The sequence below is a fragment of the Phytohabitans sp. LJ34 genome (assembly GCF_052068095.1).
GTDB lineage: Bacteria > Actinomycetota > Actinomycetes > Mycobacteriales > Micromonosporaceae > Phytohabitans.
Genome location: NZ_JBQHDG010000026.1, coordinates 128,786 through 155,717 on the forward strand (window position 1 = coordinate 128,786; position 26,932 = coordinate 155,717).

The 26,932-nt window shown below is 70.4% G+C and carries 13 protein-coding genes and 1 tRNA gene; 4 read left to right on the forward strand and 10 right to left on the reverse strand.

Annotation, left to right across the window (positions count from 1 at the left end):
- Nucleotides 1-2: 2 nt before the first annotated feature.
- From ACTMTJ_RS37350 to ACTMTJ_RS37365, 4 genes are all read right to left on the reverse strand, one after another.
- Nucleotides 3-602, reverse strand: coding sequence for a dihydrofolate reductase family protein (locus ACTMTJ_RS37350; RefSeq protein WP_441223434.1), 600 nt, complete (start codon nt 600-602; stop codon nt 3-5).
- A gap of 94 nt (nt 603-696) precedes the next feature.
- Nucleotides 697-3,489: a BTAD domain-containing putative transcriptional regulator gene (locus ACTMTJ_RS37355; RefSeq protein ID WP_441223435.1), complete on the reverse strand. Its 2,793-nt coding sequence runs from the start codon at nt 3,487-3,489 to the stop codon at nt 697-699.
- 234 nt (nt 3,490-3,723) lie between these two features.
- A complete protein-coding gene (locus ACTMTJ_RS37360) occupies nt 3,724-9,474 on the reverse strand; it encodes an RHS repeat domain-containing protein (RefSeq protein WP_441223436.1) in 5,751 nt (1,916 codons plus the stop codon).
- Nucleotides 9,471-16,166 carry a LamG-like jellyroll fold domain-containing protein gene (locus ACTMTJ_RS37365; RefSeq protein ID WP_441223437.1) on the reverse strand — a complete coding sequence of 2,232 codons (6,696 nt, stop codon included), beginning with the start codon at nt 16,164-16,166 and terminating at the stop codon, nt 9,471-9,473. Before ACTMTJ_RS37365 ends, ACTMTJ_RS37360 begins: the two co-directional genes overlap by 4 nt.
- A gap of 175 nt (nt 16,167-16,341) precedes the next feature.
- On the opposite strand from ACTMTJ_RS37365, the gene ACTMTJ_RS37370 reads away from it, so the two are divergent.
- Nucleotides 16,342-16,968 (forward strand): heme oxygenase (biliverdin-producing), encoded by a 627-nt coding sequence (locus ACTMTJ_RS37370; protein ID WP_441223438.1) that lies wholly within the window; start codon nt 16,342-16,344, stop codon nt 16,966-16,968.
- Nucleotides 16,969-17,097: 129 nt separating this feature from the next.
- On the opposite strand, the gene ACTMTJ_RS37375 is transcribed toward ACTMTJ_RS37370, so the two are convergent.
- Together ACTMTJ_RS37375 and ACTMTJ_RS37380 are read right to left on the reverse strand one after the other, a co-directional pair.
- Nucleotides 17,098-17,646, reverse strand: a complete 549-nt coding sequence (locus tag ACTMTJ_RS37375; RefSeq protein ID WP_441223439.1) for a hypothetical protein — start codon at nt 17,644-17,646, stop codon at nt 17,098-17,100.
- A gap of 53 nt (nt 17,647-17,699) precedes the next feature.
- Nucleotides 17,700-20,465 (reverse strand): helix-turn-helix transcriptional regulator, encoded by a 2,766-nt coding sequence (locus tag ACTMTJ_RS37380; protein WP_441223440.1) that lies wholly within the window; start codon nt 20,463-20,465, stop codon nt 17,700-17,702.
- 177 nt (nt 20,466-20,642) lie between these two features.
- On the opposite strand from ACTMTJ_RS37380, the gene ACTMTJ_RS37385 reads away from it, so the two are divergent.
- Nucleotides 20,643-21,110 (forward strand): DoxX family membrane protein, encoded by a 468-nt coding sequence (locus ACTMTJ_RS37385; RefSeq protein WP_441223441.1) that lies wholly within the window; start codon nt 20,643-20,645, stop codon nt 21,108-21,110.
- A gap of 76 nt (nt 21,111-21,186) precedes the next feature.
- On the opposite strand, the gene ACTMTJ_RS37390 is transcribed toward ACTMTJ_RS37385, so the two are convergent.
- Entirely contained in the window at nt 21,187-21,759 is a 573-nt protein-coding gene (locus ACTMTJ_RS37390; protein WP_441223442.1) for a hypothetical protein, read from the reverse strand.
- A gap of 383 nt (nt 21,760-22,142) precedes the next feature.
- Between ACTMTJ_RS37390 and ACTMTJ_RS37395 the strand changes: the two genes are divergently transcribed.
- The gene (locus ACTMTJ_RS37395; protein ID WP_441223443.1) at nt 22,143-23,651 is read left to right on the forward strand and encodes a PKD domain-containing protein; all 1,509 of its coding nucleotides are present in this window, start codon (nt 22,143-22,145) and stop codon (nt 23,649-23,651) included.
- A gap of 184 nt (nt 23,652-23,835) precedes the next feature.
- Here ACTMTJ_RS37395 and ACTMTJ_RS37400 read toward each other — a convergent pair.
- A tRNA-Lys gene (locus ACTMTJ_RS37400) sits at nt 23,836-23,907 on the reverse strand.
- A gap of 482 nt (nt 23,908-24,389) precedes the next feature.
- Nucleotides 24,390-25,358 carry a hypothetical protein gene (locus ACTMTJ_RS37405; protein WP_441223444.1) on the reverse strand — a complete coding sequence of 323 codons (969 nt, stop codon included), beginning with the start codon at nt 25,356-25,358 and terminating at the stop codon, nt 24,390-24,392.
- Between the two features lie 222 nt (nt 25,359-25,580).
- Between ACTMTJ_RS37405 and ACTMTJ_RS37410 the strand changes: the two genes are divergently transcribed.
- A complete protein-coding gene (locus ACTMTJ_RS37410) occupies nt 25,581-25,712 on the forward strand; it encodes a hypothetical protein (RefSeq protein ID WP_441223445.1) in 132 nt (43 codons plus the stop codon).
- 95 nt (nt 25,713-25,807) lie between these two features.
- On the opposite strand, the gene ACTMTJ_RS37415 is transcribed toward ACTMTJ_RS37410, so the two are convergent.
- Entirely contained in the window at nt 25,808-26,572 is a 765-nt protein-coding gene (locus ACTMTJ_RS37415) for a hypothetical protein (RefSeq protein WP_441223446.1), read from the reverse strand.
- Nucleotides 26,573-26,932: the final 360 nt, after the last annotated feature.

Here is a 26,932-nt window from a genome sequence, read left to right on the forward strand (position 1 = left end):
GACTACTTCCGCACCACCCGGTACGCCAGGTGGGTCACGCCCTTCCCTTCGGTGACGGAGATCGGCCCCTCCAGGGTCACCGGCGCGTCCTTGATCTGGCCGAGCAGCGGGATGCCGGAGCCCAGAAAGACGGGCACGAGGTCGACGTGCACCTCGTCCAGCAGCCCCGCGTCGAAGCACTGGCGGGCGATCTCGCCACCGTTGACGCCGACCTCCTTGTCCCCGGCGATCTCCCTGGCCTTCGCGATAGCGTCCTCGAGGCCGGTGGTGACGAAGACGAAGTTCTCGTCGTCCTCCGGCCGGTCCTCCGGACGCTGGTGGGTGACCACGACGACCGTCTTGTCGATCGGATGGCGGCCACCCCAACCGTTGGTGATGTCGTAGAGCCGCCGGCCGACCACGAGCACGCCCGTGCGCTCGATGAGCTGCCGGAGGTGCTCCGCGCTGGCCGCCGAGACCTTGAACGTCATGTCCGGAAAGCCGGTCGGGACTTCCACGTCCCCCGCGCCATACCACGCGAAGAGGTGGTCGAAGCCGCCGTGGTTGGCGTCCGCGATGAAGCCGTCGAGGGACATCGTGGCGCCGGTCGTGACCTTGCTCATCGTTTCGCTCCTTGGTCGTATGAGGTCCTTCTACCAACGCGTCGACCGGTCCCGCGTGGATTCGACAACCTCTCCCAAGTTTTTTCTCAGCGCGTCAGGCGGCCGCCGTGTGCAGGGCCCCGATCGCCTCGTGTATCTGCTGGGCGCCCGGGTCGTCGTACTCCTTGAGGGTCGCCAGCGCGGTCTCCAGGAAGCTGCGGGCCAGCCCGCTGTGGCCGGCCTCCTGGAGTGTGGCACCCACGTCGACCATTACCAGCGCCTCGAACCGGCGGTTGCTGAGACCCCGGTACATGTCGATGGCGGCGCGGAACGCGCGCAGGGCCGGGCGCGGTTGACCCTGCGCGGCGTAGGCGCGGCCGAGGTGGTGGCGGTTGATCGCCTCGCTGTTCACTTCGCCGAGCTTGCCGTTGATCTCGCCGGCCTCCAGGTGGCATTCGATGGCCGCGTCGTAGCGGCCGGCCGCGTAGAGGGCCACGCCGAGGTTGTCCAGGTTGAGCGCGCAACCCCGTTCGTAGCCGAGGGACTCGTACATCTCCAGCGCCCGGGTGGCGTACCGGCGGGCGGTCAGGTGGTCGCCCCGCTCGCCGTAGATCGTGCTGAGGTTGCCCCACAGCATCGCCTCGCCGCGTACGTGTCCGGAGCTGCGGAACCGGTCGAGCGCGCCGCGGAAGTGGCGGAGCGCGGTGTCGAGGTCGCCCTTGAGCAGGCACATGTAGCCGAGGCCGTTGAGGACGTAGCCCTCGCCGGTGCGCTCGCCGGCCGCGCTGGCGGCGCCGAGCGCCCACTCGTGAAACTCGATCGCGTCCTGCCAGGGGATGCGGCGCTCGAAGAACGCCGTCATCGAGGTCAGCATCCGCCACGCGTGACCGCTGAAGCCGTTGTTGTCCGCCCACCGCATCACCGAGCGGATGTTGTCGTACTCCCGCTCGAACCACGCCACGGCGGCGGCCGCGTCCGCGAACTCGGGTGGCTCGACCTCCGGCTGGTACGGCGCCAGGTAGTCGCGGCGGCGGTGCGGAAGCATGGCGCTGTCGGCGGCCACGGCCGCGTGCAGGTACCAGTCGACCACCCGGCGCTCGACCCGCAGCCGCTCGGCCGGCGTCTCGTCCCGCTCGGCCTGCTCCCGCGCGTACCAGCGGACCAGGTCGTGCAGCTCGTACCGGTGCGGGCGGCGCTGCTGGAGCAGGTGGGCCGCGACGAGCTTGTCGAGCGCGTGCTTGGCCCGCCGCAGCGGCACACCGGCGAGCGCCGCCGCGGCGTCCGGCGAGATGTCGTCGGCCGGGTGCAGGCCCAGCCGGCGAAACATCGCCGCGGCCTCCGGGCCCAGCGCGCGGTACGACCAGGAGAGCGCCACCCACAGGTCGGTATGCGGGTCGCCCTCGCCGTCGCCGAAAACGTCGAGCCGGATCCGCTCGTCCATCAGCGCCTGTACGACCTCGGTGAGCCCGCCGGCCCGCTGTGCCCGCTCGGCCACGATGGCCAGCGCCAGCGGCAGCCCGTCGCACAGCTCCACCAGCCGGGTGGCCGCGTCGCGCTCGGCCGCGACCCGGGCCCCGCCGAACGAAGCCGCCAGCAGCGCCAGCGCCTCGTGCGGCGGCAACGGCCCGAGCGTGACCCGGTGCGCACCGTCGCGAATGGACAGTCCACGGAGCTGGTTGCGGCTGGTGACCACGACGAGGCTGTCCGCGCCCGGCAGGAGCGGGCGGACCTGGTCGGCGTCGCGGGCGTTGTCCAGCAGCAACAGCACCCGGCGGCCGGCGAGCACGCTGCGCAGCAGGGCGGTCCGCTCGTCCGCGCCGGACGGGATCATGTCGCTGTGCACGCCCAGGCCGCGCAGCAGCGTCTCGGCGGCGGCCGACGGCGTCATCGGCTCCCCCGGCCCGTACCCGCGAAGGTTGAGGTAGAGCTGAAGGTCGGGGAAGGCGCGGGCGACCAGGTGGGCCCAGTGCACCGCGAGCGTGGTCTTACCGATGCCGGGCGCGCCGTCGATCGCGACGATATGGGTGACCCGCCGCTCGTTTCGGGTGATCGTGGCCATCAGCCGCTGAAGCTGCGCCAGCTCCGCGCGGCTGCTGAAGTTGGCGATGTCGTGCGGCAGCTGGCGGGTGGCAACGCTCTCCGGCGGCGGGGCCTCGACCGGGGCCGGTGCGGCACCGTCGAGCAGCACGCCGCGGTGCATCTGCTGGAGCGCGTCGCCGGGGTCGATGCCCAGCTCGTCGGTGAGCACCCCGCGCACCTCCTGGTACGCGTCGAGCGCCTCGGCCCGCCGCCCGCAGCGGTGCAGCGCGTCGATGAGCCGCAGCCACAGCGACTCCCGCGTCGGGTACGTGCGGACGAGGTCGCGCAGCTCGGCGACGAGGTTGCCCGGGTTGTCCACCCGCATCTCCAGGTCGATGCGGCGCTCGGTCGCGCTGAACCACTCGTCGCCGAGGCGAGGCACCACCTCGCGGTCGAGCCAGCTCGACTCCATGTCGACGAACGGCCGTCCGCGCCACAGGGCGAGCGCCTGGCGCAGCAGGCCCAGCTCCTCGTCGGGCGCATCGGCCGCACCAGCCTTGCGCAGCAGCTCACGAAACGCCCACAGGTCGATCGCCTCCGCCGGCACGGCGAGCTGGTAGCCGCCGGGCGCGGTCTGGATGACGTCGTGCCCGAGCAGGCGGCGCAGCCGGGCGACGTAGGTGTGCACGGTGGCACGCACCCGGGCCGGCATCCGCTCGGGCCAGACCTGCTCGGCGAGCGTGTCGGTGGGCACCGAACGCCCCACCGAGACCATCAGCGAGGCCAGCAGCACCCGCATGCGGCCGGCCGGGATCACCACCGGCCGGCCGGCGTCGGTCACCTCCCACGGCCCCAGCACCTGGAAACAAACGTCCACGCCCCTGCTCATCGTCCCCCCTAGATGATGCGGCCCCAACCCCTCTACACGATTTGGGTCCGGCCGGCGTTGCAGGCTTTGCACGTATCCGTCGACGACCTTTCGATGGAGTCAAGCACGGGAGCCAGATACAAAGGCACATACAGGGTGGTAGCCATTCGTAAAATCGCAAAGCCGCTGTCGTAATAGCGCAAACGGCCATGCGCCGCCCCTCCGTGGAGGGACGGCGCATGAGCGTGGAACGGGCTAGATGGCGCACAAACCTCCGCCGCGGTTACAGATGCGACCGTCCGAGGTCGTGTAGGTATCCGGGTTCTTCGCCGGCGGCGGTGGCGGCGCGGCGGGCTGTTGCGGCGGCGCCGACTTCCCGGGCCGCGACTGGACCGGCCAGTGCTTCTTGGCACGCACCGCACCGACCGGGATCGGGCCGACGAAGTTGTACGGGTAGATCGACACCGAGGGCGGCGGCAACCAGATCGGGAAACCGCTCGGGGTCATGGTGACCCGGTCGGTGTCGGCGAAGGGTCCGGACGTCTTCGGCCACGTGTCACAGATCTGCACGATGAACTCGCAGCCGCCGGTCGTCGTCGCGCTGGCGTAGGTGATGGCCCTGCCCACCTGCTCGACACCTTGGCCGAGCGTGGGGTTGTACAGGTATCCGCTGGTACCCGGGCCGAACTCGCCCACCTTCTCCTCGGCGCGCGCCACCCGGCCGTCGGCCCACCTGCGCACGCCACCGCCGTTCGGCAGGAGCCGATGCTGATCGGTGAACGCGCCCGCGTCATGGGCTCGCACGCTTGTCTTCATCTTCTGGGTGAGCCGCAGCTGCCGCCATGCCGTCCGTGCGGCTCCGGCCACGATCTTCCCGGCGCCGAGGACGGAGCCCGCGACGTCGAGACCGCAGTCCACCGCGTTGCCGCCGCCCGAGCAGTTGTAGGCGGCGTTGTACAGCCCGGCGCCGAAGGCCACCCCCGCGGCGAGCAGCCCGACCGGACCGGTCGCCACGATGGCCAGCAGCCCGGCGGCAGGCGCGACCCACTTGGTGACCTCGGCGACCACCTTGACCGCCTTCTTCACCGTCCGGCCCAGCCAGCTCCAGAAGCCGAGTCCGGTCGGGTCGGAGAGGGTGACCGGGTTGTTGTTGCTGTACGTGTACCCGTGCAGCTGCTGTGGATCGGTCGGGTCCATCAGCGGGTCGACCGAGACGAACCGGCCGAGCAGCGGGTCGTACTGGCGGGCGCCGATGTTGGTGAGGCCGGTAGAGGAGTCGATCCGGCCGCCCACGAAGCCCTTGTCACCCACCCACGGCACCGGCGCACCCCGCGGCGCGCCGAACGGGGTGAGCCGCCGCTGGGTGACCTTGAGGCTCGCCGCGTCGATCGCCACCTGTGCGGTGCCCTGGTGGTCACCGGCCTCCCAGCTCACGCCGGCCGCCGTGCGCGTCGCCACGGTGTCGTCGCCGTGCTGGTAGTACCGGGTCGCGGCCAGCTTGCCGGTCGCCTTCGTCAGCGTCAGGTCCTGCCCGTCCAGGTACACGGTGATGGTCGTCGGATCTTCGCGGAGCAGCCGCTCGCCGTCCGCGTCGTAGACGAATCGGGTCTTCTTGTCGCCCTCGCTGAGCTGCGCCAGCTTGCCCAGCGGGTCCCATTCCAGCACCTGCCCGGGCCGGGTGAGCGTGTTGCCCGTGCCGTCGTAGGTGAAGGCGTCCGTCTTGGTGCCGGAGGGTCCGGTCGTGGTCACCGACGCCAGCTTGTGCGCGCCCGCCGCCGGGTACCCGTACGTGCGCTCGGTGTCGCCCGCCGCCGCGTGCTGGGTCTCGGTCAGCCGGTTGCCGACGGTGTCGTACGTGTACGAGTGCCAGTAGGGTGCCGCCCCGGCCAGCGAGCCGGTGTCGGGTGCCGCGCCGCAGCCGCCGCCCGGGGTCCACACGTCGGTGAGCCGGCGCAGGTGGTCGTACCGGAAGCACTGCACGTCGTGCGGCAGGTCCATCGGCGTGTTGGCGATGGACGTGACGTTGCCGGTCGGGTCGTAGGTGTAGTTGACGTCGGTCTGCATCGGTCGCGGCAGCTCGGCGTCGACGATGGCGCGGGTGAGCCGGCGGGTGCTGTCCTCGTAGTAGAACGACAGCCAGGCCCGCTTGCCTGTCGCGCCGAGCTGGATCCGCTCGGTTTCGCCGTAGCGCGTGTAGCTGGTCTTGGTGACGTACTCGAACGTGCCCGAGCCCTCCGGGCCGCCGGTGAGCTTGGTCGGGTTGCCGAGCTCGTCGTACTCGTGGGAGACGGTCTCCTTGCCCAGGTCGCCGATCGCCGGCAGGGTCGTCCCGTTGGCCGAGCCGTCCCAGTTGAGCGTGCTGTACGTGGTGTAGGAGCGGGCGAGCGTCTGCGTCCGGGGGCTCTCCGGGATCGTCACCGTGGTCTCGTACGGGTGGTAGAGCTCGGTGTAGTTCGCGATCGACCGGGTGTAGGCGGCGCCGTCCACGTAGCGGGTGGACGAGGCGAGCTGCCCCAGCCCCTTGAACGCGGTGTCGTAGGTCCACAGTGCCAGCAGCGTGTCGCCGGTCTTCACGGTCAGCTTGCGCCCGAGCTTGTCGTACGCCGTCGTGAGCGTGACGCCCTTCGCGTCGGTCGCGGTGACCGGCTGGCCGGCGTCGTTGTACGTCGTGGTCGAGACGCCCCGGTCGGGGTCCTCGTGCCGGACCTTGTTGCCACGGATGTCGTACCCGATCCGCCAGACGTTGCCGCCGGGGTCCTTTGTGGACGCCAGCTGCCCGGCCTTCGTGTACGTGTAGGTCGTCGAGTCGTACGTGCCGGATGGCGTGCCGCCGCGGTACTGGCGCAGCTCGACCGTCTGGCCGCGGCCGTCGGTGATGGTGGTGGTGGCCGTGCCGCCCGCGGCCGGGGTCAGGTGCACCCGGTCGCCGCCGTACGTCGTGGTGGTACGCCACCGTTCGACCGCGCCGGCCTTGTAGACCTCGGCGACCGTGCGGCCCGCGCCGTCGTAGAGCGTGACGGTGTGTCCGGGGATCTCGGTGTCGCTGGCCACCCAGATGTTGTCGTCGATCGCGGCGTCGTTGAAGTACGGCTGGGTGTTCTTGTAGGCCCGGCCCTGCGAGTCGTACCGGGTGTCGGTGAGCAGCCGGCCGCCGCCCACCGCGGGCACCTGCTTCTGCCGCAGCCGCAGCAGCCCGTCGTAGATCTCCTTGGTGGTGAGGTAGTTGCCGTTCGCGTTGAGCGTGCTGGTCGTCACGACGGTCGGCCCGTTGCCCCGCACGAGGTACGAGAACTTGGCGCTCCCCGCGTCCGGGTACTTGGTCCGGGACCGGTTGGGCAGCCAGACCTGGGTGGAGCGGCCGAGCGCGTCATACGCGGTCTCGGTCTTCCGCTTGTTGGCGTCGACGACCGTGATCGGCAGGCCCCAGGCCGGCTCGAGCGTGGTCGTGACCGCGTGACCGAGCGGGTTGGTGGTCACCGTCTGGGTGACCGGGCCGCCGGTCGCCGGCGTGTAGACGGTCCGGGTGACCTCACCCATCGCGTCGCGCGACTCCACGACCCGTCCGTGTTCGTCGTAGACGCTGCTGCCGGTGGTGTAGTACCCCGGATCGCCGGAGGCCGGTCGGGTGGACAGGCTCCGGGTGCGGGTCAGGTTGCCGGCGGCGTCGTAGTCGTTGAGCACGTCGGTGACGGCGTCGCCGGGAAAGGACGGTGTCTTGCCGCAGCTCGTCGCCACCGTCTCGATGCGGGATGCGAGGTTCATCAGCCACGGGCCGGTCTTGCGGGCATACGTGGTGCGGGTGCACCGGTCGTCAGCCGCCGTCGCGACGTCACCGAGGTCGTCGACGGACTCGATCTGCCCGCGATCGTCGTATGTGGACTCACCGCGGGTGGTGCGCCAGCCGCCGGCGGCCAGCGCGGTCCATTCCTCGGTCACCCCGGTGCGCACGATGTACGACTTCAGCGCTCCCCGGGTCGCGGTCGGCCCGCGCCAGGTCGGCTCCTCGATCTTCTTTTCGACCACCCGGTCGGTGTCGCCGTCATACGTGATGGTCTCCAGCCGCACGCCCTGGAGCCAGTCCTCGTCGTCGCGCGCCGGACCCTCGGTCGCCTGCACCTTCACCGCGCGCGGGCCGCCGTTGGGCAGCTTGTCGCCGTGCATGCCGCGGTAGAAGCGCTGCTCGGTCCGGCCGATCGGGCCGCTGGGGTCGCCCGGCACGCCGGTGCGGATCCGCACCTTGCCGTAGCCCCGGTACTCGTCCCAGGTCTTCTTGTCCTCCTTGGTGAACTCGGAGGTGTCGTAGTGCCACGCCGCGCCGTCGAGGTACTCGTACGTCGTGACCTGCTGGATGTTGGCCACGATCGGGTCGGGCAGTCCGGTGAACTGGTCCGACTGGGTGACGCTCGCGACCACGTACTTGTGGAAGTAGTCGGTACGCTCCGGCACGTTCTTCGGCGCCCAGCGCACCGGGAAGCAGCGCAGCGTGTTGGTCTCCGGGTTGGCCGGCATCGAGCTGCCCTCGACACAGTTCGGGTTGGCGTAGTGCACGGAGAGGGCGCCGCCGCTCTCCGAGACGACGGCTGTGACGCGGTACCGGTTGAGCGGCGCCAGACCATCCACCTTGAACACCCGGTTGGAGAGCATCCGCCCCTCGAACGTCACCGCCGGAAGCTTGAGCTCGCCGCCGACGTGTCCGGTGTGGACGATGCTCTTCAGCCACAGTGCGGCCTTCTCGCCGTCACCCGGGTTGGGGAAGATCTGCTCCAGTGCCCAGGAATCCACGTCGCTGAACGCGCTACCGGCGTCCCGCACCCGCGTGACCACCTTGGCGAGGCGCTTGGTGGACCAGAACGTGGGCGAGTAGTGGTCTTTGCACGTCGCCGTGTCGCACTTCTCGTCCCAGGGCACGTCCGGCCAGTTGTCTTTCTTGTCCGGGGTGCAGTTGCTGCCGGGCACGCACCGGTCGGCCACGACGAACTCGACCTGGCCGCTCGCCTGCTGGCCCTCGCGCATGCCGTACTCGATCGTGCGCAGCGTGCCGCCCCGCACGTAGGAGACGGCGGCGTCCTTCTTGTTCATGCCGTACGAGTTCGTCTCGGTGTCGTACCCGTACAGGATCAGGTTGCCGTTGCGGTCGACGACCTTGTCGAGGTTCCAACGCCAGCCCTGCACGCAGTGCGACGCCGCGAATCCCTCGGCCTTGTTGCACGGCTCGTCCTTGTCGTCGCCGAAGACGGGTACGGTCCACGTCGACTTCGCGGCGGGACGGGACCCGAAGAAGTACTGGGTGCCGTCGACCGTCGTGATCTTCCAGTACTCGCCGTCGTCGTCCCCGTTTCCGGCGCCGGTGAGTCGCTCGATCCGCGAACCGTCGTCGCTCTTGGTCCGCCAGCGGCCGTCGCCGTCACAGCAGATCAGCAGCCCGCCGCCGCCGTTGAACGTGGCGACCGCGTTGTCGCTGCGCCAGCAGAGGTCACCGGTCTCCGGCGGGGTGGTGCCGCCCATCGTGTCTTCCGCGCAGGCGCCGTAGACCCGCTCGATGAAGCCCGGCGCGAGGTCCCATCCGTCACCGATCCAGGAGGCCTGGTTGTTCGTCGCGCTGGTCCGTCCGTCCACGGCGGACGAGGTGTACGACAGCGCGAGGTCCGGCTTCAGCCCGCCCGGCGCCGGTGGCACCCGCAGCGGGTACGACCAGGTGAAGTCGCCGGTCTGCGCGGAGACCTGCCAGGTCGCCGAGGGCGACAGCGACGTCGCCGTCGGGGTGCCGGCGCCCTGCTTGGGCGTCCCCGACGCGGGCTGATCGCCGCGCAGCGCGTTCTTGCTGGCCTGGTCCTGCTCCCTGGTACCTGACGTCTCCTGAGTGACCGGTGTGGACGGTGTCGTCGGTAGGTCGACGGACGGCCCGCCCGCGGCGAGCGCCGGTGCCGGCGCCGCCACGGCGCTGAGCAACGAAGCCGCGAGCACCGCCACCAGCCCGGCGGCCACCCGCCTACGAAGCGCTCTCATGCTGCCTCCCCTATCGGCCGGCTCAGCTGCACGAAGCCGAGCTGGCGATCCAAGACGGTTCCCTCACAGTCGGCGGCCACGGAGACAAACCGCTGACCGCCCCCGACGCACCGGTAGATCGGCTGGCTCGTGACGCCCGCGGGAGCGGCGGTCCAGACGTGACCGATGGCGGCCAGCACGGTCTTGCCCTCGCAGGCCTGGTCGGTGGAGACGAAGTAGTCGAAGTCCTCCTGGCAGCTCATCAGCGGCACGGTGCCCGGCTGGGCGACCAGCGGCACCCACCCCGCGAGGTACTCCCGCTTGTACCCGGGCGGTCCGCCATCCACTGTGGACGCGTGGTCGAATGGCCCGGTGTCGTACGCGTAGCGCATGAGCTGGGCGTACGCGACTGTGTGGCCGAGCACGCGTTCGTTGGTGCCGCCCTCGCAGTCGGAGCGGCGCGACTCGAAGTGGTCCGAGCCCATCCAGCAGCGGTAGATCGGCATCGTCACCACGCCGGCCGGTGGGTCGATGTAGACCCGGCCGACCTCGCCCAGCCCGGTCTGGCCCTCGCAGGCCGCGTCGACCGAGGTGAACGTGTCACCGCTCTGGGTGACCCGGCACGAGTAGAGCAGCCTCGTGTTCGGTTGCCCGTCTCGCACCAGCAGACCCAGGGTCAGCTCGTGGTGGTATCCGTCGGGCGGTGTGGTGGTCGTGCCCGTGTAGCGCTCGCCGGCGGCGTTCACGAACCGGCCGAGCTGTCCCTCCGGCGGTGCCGGCCACGAGCCCTGCCGGGCGATCGCCGCGTCGGACATCGCGCCGAGTGTGAGGTTGACGTCGTCGAGCGCGCCCAGGAAGAAGTCCGCCGGCGCGCCGTTGAACCGGCCTCGCCCGACGGTCGTCGGCCCGGTCGCCCGCCAGAGCGCGACGTTGTCCCGGACGGCACCCAGCTTTCCGTCCACATAGATGCGTAGCTGCCGGGCCGGGTAGTCGTAGACGCCGGTCACGTGCGTCCACTGTCCGGCCACGGCCGGCGCCGGGGCCGCCACGTAGGCCAGCTCCGCCGAGTCGGAGTCCTCCACCGGCCCGCCGAAGACCCACCGCTTCAGGGCCGGGCGGTACTGGAGCAGGTAGCCGCTCATCCGGCTGCCGTCCTGGCCGACCGCGGTGGCCGTCCGGTCGGTGCGGTCGAGCTTCGTCCAGGCGGAGACGCTGAAGCTGTCCGTCATGCTCAGCGAGGGCTGCTGCGCGACGCCGGCGCCGGACACGCCGTCCAGCTGGAGCGCCTTGCCGCTGACCCCGGCCACGTAGGACGCGCCACCGGAGACGGTCAGGTCGTTACGGGTACCGGTGTAGTCGCGGCCGGTGCCGTCGTCGAACTCGTAGACGTCCATGTTCGGCGCGGCGACGTCGTCGTGCACCTTGCGGATCTCGCCGTCGGTGAGGGCCCGCGAGTACGCCCGCACATCGTCGACCCCGCGGCTGAAGAAGTCCGCGTTGCCGCCCTTCCACTTGGCCCGGCCGATCGACAGCGGCCCGGTCGCGGGAAGCACGGTCACGCCCACCTCGGCACCGACCAGCGCGCCGTTGACGTAGAACCGGACCTGGTGCGAGCCGGCGTCGTAGGTCATCGCCACGTGTGTCCAGCTGCCGACCACCGCCTGCCCGGGCGCGGTCAGGATGACCACGTTGGTCCCCGGGCTGTCGTTGTCGACGCCCGGCACCACCAGGCCCCAGGCCTTTTCCGGCCCGCGGTACTGGAGCATGAACGTGCTGAGCCGGCCGCCGTCCTGTGCCACCAGCGTCTGGCTCGCCGTGCCGGCCTGGGTCAGGTAGGCCCACCCCGCCACGGAGAAGCTCCGGCTGGTGTCGACGACCGGGCCGGCCGTTTCCGCGTAGGCGGTGGTGCCGTCGAGCAGCACGCCGTACCCGTTGCGGCCACCGGTCCACGTGACGCCGCCCTTGAGCGTCGCGGTGCGCCCGCTGCCGCTGGAGTCGGCGAGGGTGGTGCCGGTGTTCTCGTCGACCTTCCAGTGCCCGAGGTCCGCCGCCGGCAGCGTCGCCGGGGGCCGCTCGGCGGGGTACGAGGTGAACAGCGACCAGACCCGGTCCTTGTCCAGCGCGCCGGTGTGGAGGCGCACGTCGTCGATCCGGCCCCGCCACTGCTCGCCGGTCGTGCCGCCGTCCCTGCCCTGGCCGATCCGCACGCCGCCGGAGTGCGGCCACGGGTTGTTGAGTGTGCCGTCACCGATGCGGTTGCCGTTGACGTAGAGCCAGAGCTTCTTCGCCGGCGCGTCGTACACGCCGGTGAGGTGCACCCACTTGTCGAGGTCGGCCGGTTCGGTGCTCACCACCGCCTTGGTCGCCGCGGCGCCCGGCGCGTCCGACTCCGGCATCTCGAAGATCCAGGCGCCACGCCAGCTCTGCCCGTCGTTGATGACGTGCCCCAGCCGGAACTTGCTCGTCTTCTGGCCGTCGACCGTGACCACGTCCGCCTTGCACTCGCTGACGGTTTGGAGGTCGCACTCCGTGGAGTCGAGGAACGCCCACGCGCTCACCGTGAAGCTGGCGTCGGTGCGCAGGTCCACCGCGTCGGTCGTGACGGCGCCGGTCCCGTCGAAGTCGACGCCGTTGCCGGCCCGGCCGGGTGCGAACGCGGCACCGCCGGAGAGCTTCGCCCGCTGCGCGCCGACCGCGTCCGCGGCGCCGGTGCCGCTGGACTCGTCCAGCGCCCAGTTGTGCGCGAGCGTGAGGTCCCGTCCGGCCATCACGCGGATCTCGTCGGCGAAGAGCGTGCGGCTGTACACCGCCACGTCGTCGATGGCACCGGGGAGGTAGTCGACCGGCACGCCGCCCATCTTGTTGCGGCCGATCTGGATCCGGCCGGTCGTGTGGTCCCAGGCGTTCGTGTGGTCGCGGGTCGCCGCGAGCACGCCGTTGACGTAGAGGAGCAGCTTCCCGGCGTCCGCGTCGTACACGCCGGCCAGGTGCGTCCAGACCCCGATCTGCGCCTTGCCGCCGATCGCCCGGTGTGCCTCACCGCCGCTGTCGGTGTCCTGGCTGAACATCGTGAACGACCAGCCGCCGCCCGGATCCGCCTCGATCTTGAACGAGCTGGCCCGGTTGCCGTCCTGCGACACCACGCCGTAGTGGGCGCCGACCTTCTCCAGCCGCACCCAGGCCGAGGCCGAGAAGCTGCGACTCGTGTTGATCGCGTGCGGCGCGCTGGCGAACCCGGTGCTGCCGTTGAACTGCAACGCCATGTCGGACGGGTCCGGGTACGCCGTCTGTCCGCCGACCAGGTCCACGCCGCCCTCGGCCTTCGCGGTGAGCCCGCGGGTGGACGAGTCGGGCGTCTCACGGGTCGTGCTGTCGAGGCCGTCCAGGCGCCACTGGCCCGAGGTGACCCCGCTCTGCGCGACGAGTCCCTCGATCTCCGCCGCGGAGAGCGCCCGGCTGTACGCCCGAAGCTCGTCGACGGTGCCGGCCCACGCGTTGGTCTGCGCGTTCTGCCACAGGGCGCGCCCGACCACGAGTTCGCCGGTCGCGTGGAAGCCACCGTTGTACGGCGCCGAGCCGGCCTTCTTGCCGTTGACGTATATCTCGATCTTCTGGGTCGACGCGTCGTACACGCCCATCACGTGCGCCGGTGCGCCCAGCGTGGCGGTGTTCGGCCCGCTCGCGACAACCGAGTCCCCCGGCCTGGTGACCGAGTCGGCGGAGGGCACGTAGAGCTCCCACCTGCCGCCGTCGGTGTTGCGGTAGCCGAGGAAGAACGCGGAGTTGACGGCGCCGGACTGGGAAACCGCCGTCGAGGTGTGCGTCGCCGCCGGCGCGGTGTCCAGGCGCAGCCAGCCACCGATCGTGAAGCTGCGGTCGGTACGCAGCACGCTCGTGCCGGTGCTCGCGTAGTCGTCCGGGCTGTCGAGCAGCAGCGCTCCGTTGACCGGGCTCGGCGCGAGCCGCGCGCCGCCGTGCAACACCGCCGCCGCACCACCCGGCACCGCGTTGGGCACGGTGCGGTCGGCGTCCTCCGGCCGCCTCGGCAGGTCGAACTTCCAGTGTCCAAGCTGGACGTTGTCCCGGCTCACCTCGGCCGTCACCTCAGCGGTGGTCAGCGCCCGCTCGTAGACCTTCACCTCGTCGATCCCGCCGGTGTAGCCGTAGCCGATCCGCAGCACGTCCGCGCCGTGCCACGGCGCATTGTGCGGCGCCGAACCGACCAGCCGGCCGTCCACATAGAACTTGACCGTCTTGGTTACGGCGTCGTGTATGCCGGCCAGGTGCACCCACTCGCCGGCGATCGCCGGCGACTGCACGAAAGACCACCCCGGCGGGTTCGCCTGGTCGGCCTGCGGCAGCACCCACACCCAGGCCTTCTTGTCCGCCTGGTACTGGATGCAGAAGGCGCAGGTGTTCTGGCCGTGCTGGCTGACGACCGTGTACGACTGGTCCTCGGCCTTGTCGAGCTTCGCCCAGGCGGTCACCGAGAAGCTGCCGTCGGTCCGCACCGTGTTCGGGGCGGTGATCTGGCCGTTGCCGTCGAGCCGCAGGCCGGTGCCGACCGCGCCGCTCGCGTACCGCACGGTGCCGTGCGGGGTGCCGTCCCGGTCACCGAGGAACGCGGTGTCCTCGGCGTTGCCGTCCAGCGACCACTGGGCCAGCGGACCGTTTCCGGCGCGCACGTAGATGCGGTACTCCTGCGTGGGGCTGGCGTGCCCGGCCCGGTCCTTGCTCTGTACGTAGAGCGTCTGCGGGCCGTCGTCCGTCGGCGCGATGTTCACGGTCGCCGGGCCGCCGAGCGCCGAGGCGTCGACCTTGTTCGTCGGCGGGTTCTGGAAGCCCCAGAGGTAGTGGTCGATGTCGTCGACCCGGACGCCGGGCTTGCCTGGCTCCGTCGGCGTGAAGGTGAACTGGTCGGGCTGGCCGATGCCACCGTGCCAGCGGTTGTCGCTCTGGTAGATCCGGGCGCTGACGCCGGGCTTGGAGCCGGGCGGGTCGAGGTCGACCCGGAACGAGAAGCCGCCGGCCGCCTCGCTGCCCCAGTATCCGTCCGCGCCGTGCACCCACCAGCCGATCAGCTTGCCGTTCTTGTTCTTCAGGTTGACCGGGGCGCTGTGCCGGGTGCCATTGGCCTGGGTGCCACCGTCCCAGGCGGTCTCCACGCCGTCGGCCGAGTAGCGCCACTGCGGGTACAGGTTGTCGCCGTCCGGGTCGGTCAGCGTCGCCTGAAGCGCGATGTTCTCCTGGCCCATGTACGGGACGCCGGCACACCAGCGGCACGCCGGCTTCAGCGGCGGGTCCATGCCGAGGTTGACCGGCTTGTCGGGCCGGCTGTTGAAGTGGACGACGAGACCCGTGGCCCAGCCGTCGTACTTGCGCCAGGTCCACTTGTCGCCCTCGGACGCGCCCCCGATCGTGTACGTCGACTGTCCACCGGCTCGCAGGCCGCCCGTCACGTTGAAGCCGATGGGCTTGTCGCCCGCACAGCCTGTGTAGTTACTCTCCGCGACCCGGGAGTCCAGCGGATGCTCGAGGTCGATCGGCGGCTGGTTGCCCCACGTCGTCCCGCTGTCGATGCCCCGCTCGGCGAGGTATACCTTGTGGACGGTCGTTCCGCAGCTCGGTCCGTAGACGATCTTCGCGTTGAGGGTGGCCGAGAGGATCTGCTTCCCGCCGAGGAAGCCAGTGTCGAACTGGAAGATGGAGCGGGTCTCGCCGATTCCGGCGCAGCCGCCCCAACCGCAGTACCCGACCTTCGCCCAGCCGTCGACGTCGTTGGCGCCCTGCCAGTACGACGTGCCGGCCGCGCCGCTGAAAACCTTCGTCCAACCTGGACGGTGTGGGTAGCCGAAGGCCGGGTCGATGGTGACCGGAAAGCGGGTCTTCGAGCCGCGCAGCAGGGCGGCGTCGGGCGAGAGGACCAGCGCGCCGCGTTCGAGGGCGACGCCGACGCGCGCCGACTTCGACGCGCTGTCCCACATCGCCGACGGTGGCGCCGCGAAGAGCACCCGCCCCTTGGCGTCCCGCGCCTCCAGCCCGCCCTTGCGGGTGACGGTCAGCTTGACGTCCTGTGTGGACAGGCCGAGCCGAATCCGGCGCAGGGCCGGCTGCTTCGCCGCCGACGCGTTCTCGACGACGAGGTGCTGCGTGTACCCGTCGAAGTCGGCCCGCATCCGCAGGTCGACACCGGGCAGCACATCCGGGTACGTGGCGGTCGCGCCGGAGAGCACCGGCTCGGGCAGCTTGCCCGGCCAGGTCAGCGCGATCGTCTTACCACCGCGGCCGTAGCGCACGAGGGGCGACTTGGCGCCGCCGCCGGAGAGCACAAGATCGGCCTCCACCGCGCGCGGCGCCACCGTGCCGTCCGGCCGGCGCACGAGCGTGGTGTCGACGCCGATCCAGCGCCCGTCCCGCAGCACCCGCTGGGGGGACGCGTGGAGCGTCGCGGTCATCGTGCCGTCGGGCTGCGCGTCGACCACCCGCGTCGGGGTGGTCATGTCCGCCACGCGGACCGGAGCCTTCTGCGCGATGGCGGCGCGTACGGCGCTATCGGTGTCCGGCGCTTCCCGGACGATCGGCGCGGCGGCGCGCTCGACCCCCGGCGTGTTGACGACTACCGAGGCGGCCGGCAATAGAGCGGCCGCCAGAAGGATTGTGAGCGCCGGAACAACGCGCCGGCGCAGGGGGTACCGAAAGGACAACTGACGCACGTGGACTCCCCGGATCGGGCTGTGGTGCGGTCAGTTTGTCTGCGAGCCCCATTCACAAACCTTTCATCGACCTGGTACCACGAGCGCCGCCGGGGACGGATCATCCGTTTAGTGGATCACTCACCGGGGTATCGGAGCTTAGGCTTACCTAAGTTGGCGGCGAAGGGGTGGGGCCGTGGGGTTCGCGTCGAGGGTGCGTGAGGTCACCCGCTCCGACCACGCCGCCGCGCAGGCCATGACCTACTTCGACGCGCTGCTCAGCGGCAGTCTCGACCGCGCCGGATACGCCGCGCTGACCGCTCAGCTCTTCTTCGTGTACGAGACGCTCGAGGAAGCCGCCACCGAGATGCGCGCCGATCCGATCGCCGGTCCGTTCGTCGCCGACGAGCTGGCCCGGCTCCCCGCGCTCGTCGCCGACCTCACCCACCTGATCGGGCCCGACTGGCCCGCGCACGTGGCGGCCAGCACGGCCACCTCCGAATACCGGGCCCGGCTCCGCGAGGTGGCGTTCACCTGGCCGGCCGGGTTCGTGGCGCACCACTACACCCGATACCTCGGCGACCTGTCCGGCGGTCAGATCATGCGGCGCGCGCTGCTCCGCGAGTACGGGCTCGACGGCCCGGGCACCCGCTTCTACGAGTTTCCCGGCATCGAGCCGCGCGCGTTCAAGCAGCACTACCGGCACCTGCTCGACACCGCGCCGTGGGACGCGGTCGAGCAGGACCGGTTCCTCGACGAGGTCTCCCTCGCGTACCGGCTCAACACCGCGATGCTCGACGACCTCGGTAAGGTGGTCGCGTGACAGCCCCGTTCACCCCCGACGTGATCGAGGCGATCAAGCGGCACATGAATGGCGACCATGCCGACGACCGCGAAGCGTGCGCCAGCCTCGGCGTGGAGCCGCGGGCCGACGCACGCTCACCGCTGGCTCTTACGCGGCGGGTGCGTAACCCACGACCCGACAGACCTCGAACCGGTCCGGCCCGGGCAGCAGGGCCGGGTCCTCACCGGGCAGCAGCTCGGTGTCCATGACCGCCTTGCCGATGCCCTCCAGCGCCGGCATGCTCGTGGCGAGCGTGACAAGGGTGACCTTGGCCTCCTCCGGGTCGAAGAGCACCAGCGAGCGCACCCGTCCCGGCAGGTCGCGGACAGCGGGCAGAATCCGCTCCCGGCCGGACCACCGTGCGGCCTCCAGCCGGGCGGCGCTGAGCGGTCCGTCGAAGTAGAGCAGCGTCGCCACCTCGGGACGCTCGCCGGCCGCGACGCCGGGCCAATCCTCCTCCACCTCGTACACGTCGTCGCTGTGCAGCGTGGCCGGCCGGGGCTCGCGCAGCGCGTCTTGGCGGGTCTGCCAGAGCGTCACCGTCGCGCTCCAGCCGATGCCGATCTGTTCGAGGAGGAACAGCCCGGCGAAGCCCGGATGCCCCTCGGCGTCGAATCCATTGGGAACGTTTCGCGTGGTCTGAAGTCGTGCGTACATGCCAAACACGGTGCGCCTTTCCAGGCCCGCTGAAATCAGTGGTGGCACGTACTTCAGGTACGTAGTCCGTGCTTGAGCGCCCACGCCGCCACCTGCGTGCGGTTGGTCAGCCCGAGCTTGCCGAGCAGGTTACGGACGTGCGTCTCGACGGTCCGCTCGGAGAGCACCAGCTTTTCGGCGATGGCCCGGTTGGCGAGCCCGTCCGCGACCAGGCGGGCGATCTCGCGCTCCCGGCGAGTGAGCGCCGTGCCGTCCAGCTCGGCGGCGAGCGCGTCCGCCGCGGCCAGGGTGGGCGCCATGCCGAGGCGACGGGCCGTGTGCGCGCACCGCTCGGCGAGGCTGGCGGCCCGCTCACGGTCGCCCGGCCCGTCGCGCGCCACGAGCACGCGGGCGAGGTGGAGGCGTACCACGGCCTGGAAAGGCGGCGCGCCGGCCCGCTGCTCCATCGCCTCCGCCTCGGTCAGGTGCCGCACGGCCGCGTCAAGGTCGCCGAGCGTGGCCGCGAGCCGGCCGACCACGCCGGCCGCCGCGCCCAGGTATCCGGTCGCGGCCGCGAGGTGGTACCTGGCATGTGGCAGCAGCGCCCGGTAGCAGAAGTCGGCGACCTCCCGGGTGCCGTCGCCGGTGAGCCCGACGGCCAGCTCCGCGGTGTACCCGAGCGTCGGCATCCAGCGGGGGTCCTTCGGCAGGTCGGGCAAGGCGACCCGGAGCCGCTCGAAGTGCGCCCAGGCACGCGCGGTGTCACCGGCGGCGAGGCGGTAGGCGCCGTGCACCGCCATCACGATCGGCAACGGCACCTCGCCGAACTCGCTCACCCCCGGCTCGTACTCGCCGAACCGCCCGGTCAGCCGCAGGACATCCATCATGAACGGGTAGAACAGCCCCGCCGCGCTGACGTCCTGGAGGCCCCGCATCACCTCGAACGCGGCGAGGGCGAGCCGTTCCGCTTCGGCGAAGTCACCGGCGGCCAGCTCTCGCGTAGCTCGAGTGCGCAGCAGGTGCCAGCGCGCCAGCGGCCAGCCGAGCCGATCGACGAGACCGGCGAGGGCGGCGATCTCGACGTCGACCTCGGCGAGCCCGCCGAGCTGGAAAGCGGCGTCGATCCGCCAGATCTGCCCCCACAGCGGCGCTTCCGGCCGCCCGGGCACGGCGCCGAGGTCACGCAGGCGCGAGCCGAGCTTGAGCCGCTCGGCCACGCCCTCCGGCCCCGGGATCAGGCGGTGGCGGGCGTGCGCCACGTCGACAAGCGCAGCCGGGTCGCCACTCCGCTCGGCCATCGCGGTGGCCCGCCGGCTGAGCTCGTCGGCGGCCTCCACCTGGCCGTACTCCGAAAGCGCGACAGCATGCTGCGCAAGCACCCGGGCGTGCGTGGCACTCTCCTCGTCGCGCAGCAGCGTCCGGGCCCGGCCGCACAGTCCGGCGATGGTCTCGTTGGGCGGCCCGTCGATCCCTCGAACCACGAGCGCCGCGCGGGCCACCAGGTCGGCGCGGCCGCCCTCCTCCGCCAGATCCGCCGCTGCGGTGCAGTGCGCCAGCGCCTCGGTCACCTGCCCGTCCGCGTAGGCGGCGTCGGCGAGGTCGAGCAGCAGCTCCGCGCGCCCCACGCCGCCGAGGCCCGCGCCGCCGGCGAGGTCCAACGCGCGCGCGTACCAGTGCGCGGCGTCCGCGAAGGCCAGGGCCCGATCGGCGGCCGCGGCGGCCGCCCGGCAGGCTTCGATGGCGGTACGCCGGCTGGCCGCGTCCACCGCCGCCCGCACCCGATGCCGTGCGAGCTCGCCGGCGTGCGCTCCTTGCGACGCGTCCAGCGCGTCGGCGATCCGCCGGTGCCAGTCGATCCGCTCGGCGCGGGGCAGCTCGTCATACCGCGCCTGGCGTACCAGCGCGTGGGCGAAGCGGAGGCGGTCGGGTGTGTCCGGGTCGTCGACGAGTACGCCCGCCGCGATGGCCTCGGCGAGCTGTTCCGCGGTGCCGGCTTCGACGGTCCCGCCTTCGGTGGCCGCGGCCAGGATCGCGACGTCGAACTCCTCGCCCATCGCGCTCGCGCCGCCGAGCAGTGCGCGGCAGGCCGGGCTCAGCCGTTCCAGGCGGTACCCGGCCATGGCCCGCACGTGCGCCGGCACCGGCAGCTCGGTGGCCGGTCCGGCGAGCCGCTCCTCCTGCACCAGCACCCGGGCCAGCTCACGCACGAAGAGCGGGTTGCCGCCGCTGACCCGGTGCACGTACGCCGGCCAGGAAGGATGGCCCTCCCGCAGGTAGGCGGCCACGTCCGGCTCGGTGAGCGGCCCCAGCGCGAGCGTATGCGCGGGCAGGCCGGCGAGAGACGCGGTCACCTCTCGGGCGGTGCCCAGCAGCAGTACCCGGGCACCGCCGAGCTCGCCGCACGCGTGGCGCAGCAGCCGCAGCGAGGCGTCATCCGCCCACTGGAGGTCGTCCAGCAAGATCACAAGCCCGTCCGGCTCGGCGGCCGCGAGCAGCGCGCGCACCGCCCGCTCGACCGCCAGAAACCGCGCCGCCGCCGGTGGCCCGTCACCCATCTCGAGCAGGGCCGGTGACAGCCCGAGACCCCGCCCTTGCTCCAGCACCCGCACCCACGGCCAGAACGCCGGCGCACCCTCGTCGGCCACCGCCCGCCCGGTGAGCACCGGCACCCCGGCCGCGGCGGCCCCGTCGGTAACGCGGGCGGCCAGCGCCGACTTGCCGATACCCGCCTCGCCGTGCAGCAGCACGAACCCACCCCGCCCGCCATCCGCCGTGGACCGCAGCCGGGCCAGCTCGGCCAACTCCCGGTCGCGGCCCACGAGGCGGCCGTGGGTACTCACGCCTCGTATTCTGCGCCCGCCGCCGGACGCAGGGCCCTACTACGGCGCGCGTACCCGCCGAAGAGCGGATGCGCAGGATTCCGTACACCCTTTGCCCGCACTCGACGGACGCCCCGAAGCCCTGTGACACGGAGTCTGGACGCATCGACGAAGACGACCAGAAACGGAGCGACCGCCATGACAGTCACGACCCCTCCGATGTCCCTCGACGGAATGCGCGCGATCCTCACCAGGTGGCTGGCCAAGCACAGCATCGCCCTGCTCCGCGTCAGCCTGGGCGTGGTCTTCCTGGGCTTCGGCGTCCTCAAGTTCTTCCCCGGCGCCAGTCCGGCCGAGGCCTTGGTGGCCCGCACGCTCGACACGCTCTCGCTGGGCATCGTCTCCGGCCGCGGCGCGGTGCTGCTGACCGCGGTCGCCGAGTGCTTCATCGGCATCACCCTGATCACCGGCAAGTTCCTCCGCGCCGGCCTCCTCGTCCTGGCCGCGTCGCTGGTAGGCATCATGTCGCCGCTCGTCCTCTTCTGGGGCGACATGTTCCCCGGCACCCCAACCCTGGAGGCCCAGTACGTCTTCAAGGACATCGTCCTGGCGACGGGCGGCCTGGTGGTGGCGGCGAGGGCCCTGGGCGCCCGCCTGGTGCCGTAACAAAGGACCACCGACCGGCGGGCCCCACCTCCAAGGGAGGCGGGGCCCGCCGGCGACGTGTTGTTGTCGACGCCCGTCAGGCTGTGACCCGCAGAGAGAGCAGATGATCGTTCAGGTGGTCACCGATATACGCCTGGTTTCCGCCTTTCCAGCCGCCCGAGCTCTGGTAGTCCCGCTCACGGAAGCCGTGGACCCAGTAGCAATTGCTATCGACCTTCCAGGAAGACGCCGTGCTCCACAGGGAGGCAAACGATGGATGCCCGGTATTGGGAAAACTGTAACCAGCGCTGTCGCACGGCCCGTCGTAGCCAAGGAGGCTGTAGCAGAAGTTCCAGCCACAGCCGTAGTCCGCGTCTCCAAAGATGCGTACGAGCACGTGCGGCCCATCGCCGTTACTGCTGGCCACCAGGGGCGGTAGCTTCTGGCCCGCGCGGACGCATCCGTGGTCGACAACCTCGGATTCGGATTGGCCCGGGACCAACTTCCTGACCACCGCATAGCAGTGAACGCCTGCGCTACCGACTTCGTCGGCCGCGTACACGTTTTCGCTCGCCGCCGACGCGCTGGGCGCGACGGCAGAAACAGCCGTAACGATGCCCACCCCCAGCACCGCGGCGATCCGGACAGCTACTTTTACAGGACTCGTCATGCCAGTCATCCCTCCACGAGGATTTCGCGGAAATGCTTCGGCGCGTATCCAGTCATCGACGTTAATCGACGGCTCTTGCGGCCGACTTTCGTCGTTCTGACGTTTCGCTGTACCGGGCCGGGCCATGGCTTATCGGTCGAACCGGGCGATCACTGGCATCTTCGTCCGCAGTGGGCAAGTGCCCCAAATGACCGTCTGATCGGTTGCTGCGGGCCGCTGCGGCATGGTCGAATCTGCACTAATTTTCGGCGTGAGCCGGCTCCCCTCTTCCAGACGAGGACGAGAATGCGCGCATTGCTCCGCGGCGGCATCACCGCGCTCGCGTTGACCAGGTCAACGGCGGCCCGGGCATCGGCATCCACAACAACGGCGCCGCCGGCACGGTGATCACCAACAACACCGTCCGGCAGCGCTGCACCGACGGCATCCGCGTCGACGGGCCGTCGTCCGGCGTGTCCGTCCAGAACAACTTCGTTCAGGACAACGGCAACTACGACCAGAACTTCTGCCTCGGCGTGGTCGCCAACGGCGCCGACCTCGGCATCTACGACGGTGGAGTCGGCAGCACTGTCGCCGACTACAACAACACCATCGCGCGGTCCGGCGACCTCGCCTACGCGTGGAACGGCACCCGGATGGACCTGGCTGGCTTTCGGGCCGCCTCGGGACAGGCCGCCCACGACCGCGCGATCGTGAACCTCCGCGACAACTACGACTCGGCGAACTCCGCCGCACCCGGCTACCCGGCCACCGACCGCATCGGAAGCGCCCGGGTCGACGACCCCGCGGTGCCTAACACGGGCGCTGGCCCGGTGACCTACGCGGACCGGGGCTCCATCGAGACCGCCCGCCTGCCGGCGCCGCGGACCAACGTCGCGCTGGACCTCGCCGCGATGTCGGTGACGGTCGACGCCTCCGCGTCCGAGCCGGGAATCGTCCCGATCGCGTCGTACGAGTTCGACTTCGGAAACGGCACGGTCGTGAAGCAGACCTCGCCGCTCATCACATACCGATACGGCAGGACGGGCCAGTTCTCGGTGAAGACGACCGCCGTCGGGACGGACGGCCGCTCGGCGTGGCGCTCGGACTTCGTCGAGTTCCTCCCGGTGACGGCGACGATGGGCCTGCTCTCCCGGCCGCTGCTCAAGTACGTGGGTGCGAGCGGGACGCAGACGATACTCGATGTCAGTCAGGCCTCGCTGACCGCCGACGCGCAGTTCGACCTGGCCGACGCGGGCTCGGGCCAGGTGGCCCTGTTCCACAAACGTTCCGGCAAGTACATCTCCGTGGGCGGCATCGACGGCTCCTGGATGCAGATGAACGCCCTCTCGGTCGACAACGCCGCACGGTTCACCCTCATCCGCAACGCCGACGGCAGCATCTCCTTCAAGTCGATCCACAACGGGTTCTACGTCGGCCTGCACGCGCTGGACATCCCAGTGCTCTCCGTCAGCCGCAACACAATCGGCGCGTGGGAGAAGTTCTACCAAGTGAAGACAAGCGACGCCGGGCGGGCGTTCAAGGCCAGTGCCAACGGCCTGTTCGTCAGCGCCCAGCAGGCGGGCGCCCAGCCGCTCAAGGCCGCCGCGCGCATAGCCCAGTCGTGGGAACGATTCGACATCATCGACCTCGGCGGCGGAAAGGTCGCGCTGTTCGCCCGGATCAACAGCATGCTCGTCGCCGCCGAGAGCGGCGGCAGCAAGCCGCTGCTCGCCGGCCGGGTCGCGGTAGGCACCTGGGAAACCTTCACCCTGATCCGCAACAGTGACGGCACCGTCAGCTTCCGGGCCGCCGCGAACAACCTCTACGTCTCCGCCGAGCGGGCCGGTGCCCAGCCGCTGATCGCCAGCCGGCCGGCCATAAACACGTGGGAGAAATACACGATCTTCTAACCCACCCCACTGGTCCAAGCCCTCCGAGCACCACCGACGTCAAGCGGAGCCGACGTCAACGCGAGCCAAATCACCCCATAGCTAGAGGACCCTCATCGGGCTACTCGCAGATCGTGACCTCATAACGAACAGACCACGCTCCACACCAGACAGAGTCGACACGAGAAAGAGCAGATCAGAAGGGTGGGCCGCCGGGGACTCGAACCCCGAACCTAAGGATTAAAAGTCCAACCACGGAACCGCTGGTCTACGGCACGACTGCCATCGACGTCGAACGGAGTCAACGCCCGTACGAGCTGGAGATCCAGGATGTGCACCGCTGGTCCGTCCAGCTCCGGAACACACGAGCACCCACGGAGCACCCAAGCCGAACCTACGGCTCAAGCCCAGCTGTGTCCGACGAGCCCGCTCATCGTCCGCTCCCCCGGGCCGGCCGCACGGCTACCGTTACGTTCAGTAGCGCGCGGATCGCGCCAGATGCGGTAAGCCCTCCGCGTGCCAGGGCACACGGGATCGCTAACCGGGGACGTCGCCACCAGCCGCTGTCGCCGGTCGCCAGAAAGGCCTGGTCACGTCGTTCGTGCCGCACGGTCAGCCCGGCGACAAGGCAACCTCAGCTTCCGCGCCCGCCCCATCCGCGCGTCGCCGCTATCAGGGCCGGCCAGCACCAACTCCCCGCCGTCAGTGAGCAGCCGGCCAAACGTCTGGGATCCCATGGGGGTCATAGAAGGGCCTCGCTCAGGACGCCAGCAGGTCGAAATGAAATCCCACGATGAACAGGGCAAACGCCAGCACCTTGAGCATGTGCGCCGGGCGCGGCCGGTCGAGTAGCCACGCGCCCAGCCGAGCGACTCCGGCAACAGGGGCGAGCGCGATTCCTAACAGGACGAACGGAAGATAGTCAATGGTGATCAGAAGTGCCATGCATCCGAGAATCAGCAGCACGTTTCCCCACCACGGCCAAGCGTCGCCGAAAAATGGTCGCCCGCCTGTATACAGCAGCACGACCGGCACGGTGAGAAGGATCATGAAGAGCGTAACGCCGATCAGGTTGTCCAGGCGAACCCACCGGCTGAGCACCTCGACCCTGACCCGTCGCTCGGCCGGCAGCTGATCGCTGATGAACTGGAAGATCATGGAATGGCCCACGGTCCAGCTGTCACGGGGCGTGTCGTGCCGCCGCGCGAGGAGGAAGGCCAACAGCTCGCGCTGGAACGCGGCGAGCGTGTCGGGGGCGATGTCGAAGCCTGGCTTTGCCAAGGGAGTCGGCTCCCCCGGCCACAAGAAGGAGACGGTGCGCACATTCCCGCGCCCGTCGCTCTCTTGGTAGGAGTGGTGCAGGCTCCAGAAGATCGCTCGGCCGAAACGCCAGATCCGAACCATCTGGATGAGCCGGAAGTAGTCGCGGTAGCGGCGCCACAGCGCGCCGGTTCGGTCGCCGAACACGCGAAGGGACTCAGGCTTGATCAGATCGAGCACGACCGCAAGTCCGGCGGCGAATTCCATCAGTTTGCCGATGCGTCCCCACCAGAGTAACGACAGTCCCCACAGCGACATCGAGGTGGTCGAGCCCCCGGCCGACCAGACCGACCAGACCTCGAGGTATCCAGGGAACACGCGGCGACGAAGGATCCACAGCGCGAGGAGACCGCCCAGGATCAGAGCCGTGAGGAGAGTACGTGCTGCTCTACCAGACAGCAGATGCATGCGAGGCACAACCGACTGTCTCACGAGTCGACGACGGTCGCCTGGACGCCCGCCTACGGCGAACATGGCCCCGGCCTCGGTGCGGCCAGGGCCTTCGAGCAGACTTGGCAAGGATTCGGAGAGGGCTACTCGGCAACAGGTCGGGCGGCGTCAGTGCTCAGCCGTGCGGCGCGTGCCCATGTATTACTCGAACAGCAGGCCGCACGTGGCAACGTCACCCACATGGCGATTGTCCTGGCCGCCCTGTTCGCCCTCGGGCTCGCGGTGGTCGGCGGGCCGCTGACCGAGCGCGCGATCTGCGGCAGATCCGGACATCCGATCATGTGCACTACGGGAAACCCCGCGAGCAGATGAACGGTCGGCTCGGCAGACGGTGCGATCACGGGCGACTGTACCGAGCGGTCTTCTTTCTCCGGCACCTCCATCAACAATCGCCGAGGCATCTTCGCTCAGCTGCGGCAGACGATCGTCGCGTCGTCGGTGGCGACGCCGTCGCGGATCTCGGCCTCCCTGACCCGGCGGATGATCTCGCCGGGTCCGTCGGTCTCCAGCAGGTGCAGCAGTCCCGCCCAGCCGGTGAGCCCGAAGGTGTCCACGAGCCGGCTCGCGCCGTTGCTGAGCAGCGCCGTCGCCGTCACCTCGTCCGCCGGGCAACTGCCGGTGATCGCCTCGTCCACCACCCGCGGGTCATCCTTGGCCACCCAGAAACCGCCTGGGCTGTTCCGTTGAGCCCGCAACTCCAGCAGCAGCCGCCGGTACTCGTCACTGCCCTCGGGAATGCCCTTCAGCCGGGCCTCGAAGGACCGGGCAATCACCACCTCGCGCGGATCGTGGGCGACGAACGGCTCGACCTCAGCCCGGCTAACGACCACCACCGCGTCGCCGAGGACCAGGTGCTCGACGAGCCCGCCGGAAAATCGGAGCATAGCCACGGCTGCGTACGGGCTGATCGAGTGGGCGACGTCGCAAGTGTCGCGGTGCTCGTCGGTGATCCGCTCGATACTCTCGGCCAGCACGTCGCGCAGGCTCCGGTCCTGGGACAGCGTGCCCAGGAGGGCACCGCCGAGACGGCTGGCGTACCAAGTCACGCCGTGGTGGCAGACCTTCTCGGCGCCGGCGATGCCACCCGCGCCGTCGACCAGGACCATGCCGGACGGAACGGCGCCGGCGAAGTCCTCATTGGTACGCCCGGGATGTCCCGCATCGGTTGCCATCCTTACCCGCATAACCCGATCATCACACGGTCGGTCCATCGCACTCCGCGACGATCACCGCCGACGGGGCGACAGGGCCCTTTCTCACCGATGCGCTGCCGGCGCCGTGATCGAGTATCCACTTCTCGGCATGTGCGTACGCCTGAGACGCTGGCCGGACACTGGCGCTGGCTGCGGGGAGTGAAGGGGCCGGGAGGCCGGCGCGCTTCGTCGCGGCTTGGAAACTCCAAAAGGACGAGGTCGCCGTGTTCGGCTGATGGACGACCATGTCGCGGCGGGACGTACGGTCCGTGACAGCCGCGTAGCCCGGACAGGTGGGTGGGGTGTCTATCGATGAGATTGTCGCGTGGAGCTGGGGCT

Bases quoted from the DNA above. Each gene is read 5' to 3' on its own strand.
- ACTMTJ_RS37410 (WP_441223445.1), top strand. From the start codon at position 25,581: ATGGCGATTGTCCTGGCCGCCCTGTTCGCCCTCGGGCTCGCGGTGGTC.
- ACTMTJ_RS37415 (WP_441223446.1), bottom strand. From the start codon at position 26,572: ATGGCAACCGATGCGGGACATCCCGGGCGTACCAATGAGGACTTCGCC.
- ACTMTJ_RS37385 (WP_441223441.1), top strand. From the start codon at position 20,643: ATGACAGTCACGACCCCTCCGATGTCCCTCGACGGAATGCGCGCGATC.
- ACTMTJ_RS37405 (WP_441223444.1), bottom strand. From the start codon at position 25,358: ATGCATCTGCTGTCTGGTAGAGCAGCACGTACTCTCCTCACGGCTCTG.
- ACTMTJ_RS37350 (WP_441223434.1), bottom strand. From the start codon at position 602: ATGAGCAAGGTCACGACCGGCGCCACGATGTCCCTCGACGGCTTCATC.
- ACTMTJ_RS37360 (WP_441223436.1), bottom strand. From the start codon at position 9,474: ATGAGAGCGCTTCGTAGGCGGGTGGCCGCCGGGCTGGTGGCGGTGCTC.
- ACTMTJ_RS37390 (WP_441223442.1), bottom strand. From the start codon at position 21,759: ATGACGAGTCCTGTAAAAGTAGCTGTCCGGATCGCCGCGGTGCTGGGG.
- ACTMTJ_RS37375 (WP_441223439.1), bottom strand. From the start codon at position 17,646: ATGTACGCACGACTTCAGACCACGCGAAACGTTCCCAATGGATTCGAC.
- ACTMTJ_RS37355 (WP_441223435.1), bottom strand. From the start codon at position 3,489: ATGAGCAGGGGCGTGGACGTTTGTTTCCAGGTGCTGGGGCCGTGGGAG.